Origin of the sequence: Pseudarthrobacter sp. R1 (assembly GCF_024494415.1) — a bacterium.
Taxonomy (GTDB): Bacteria; Actinomycetota; Actinomycetes; order Actinomycetales; family Micrococcaceae; genus Arthrobacter.
The window spans coordinates 1-439 of record NZ_JAMKFI010000027.1 but is presented as its reverse complement, the minus strand read 5'-3'; the positions used below and the strand labels follow the sequence as shown (position 1 = coordinate 439).

The following is a 439-nucleotide window of genomic DNA, read 5'->3' as shown; positions in this document are numbered from 1 at the left end:
CGACCGCCACGACAGCCGAGACCTTCCGGCCGGCCCTGCATTATGCCGCCCGGAACACCTGGCTCAATGACCCCAACGGCCTGATTTTCCATGACGGCGTCTACCACCTCTACTACCAGAACAACCCGCTGGGAAACGTCTGGGGAAACGTGTCCTGGGGACACGCCACCTCCACGGACCTGCTGACCTGGACCGAACACCCCGTCGCCATCGCCTGCGACGGGAACGAGGACATCTTCTCCGGCAGCATCGTCCATGACCGGCACAACACCAGCGGCTTCGGCACCGGCTCCGCTGGGCCCCTGGTGGCGGTTTACACCAGCGCCTACAAACCGGGCTCGGAGCATGAGGGGGTCCAGGCCCAGTCCCTGGCCTACAGCCTGGACGGGGGCTACACCTGGACAAAACACACTGACAACCCCGTGCTGAACCGCGGGTC

The 439-nt window shown here is 65.1% G+C and carries 1 pseudogene; it reads left to right on the top strand.

The annotated features are described in order from the left end of the window. Positions 1–439 (top strand): annotated as a pseudogene (locus tag M8J71_RS22795) (glycoside hydrolase family 32 protein); the annotation flags it as partial.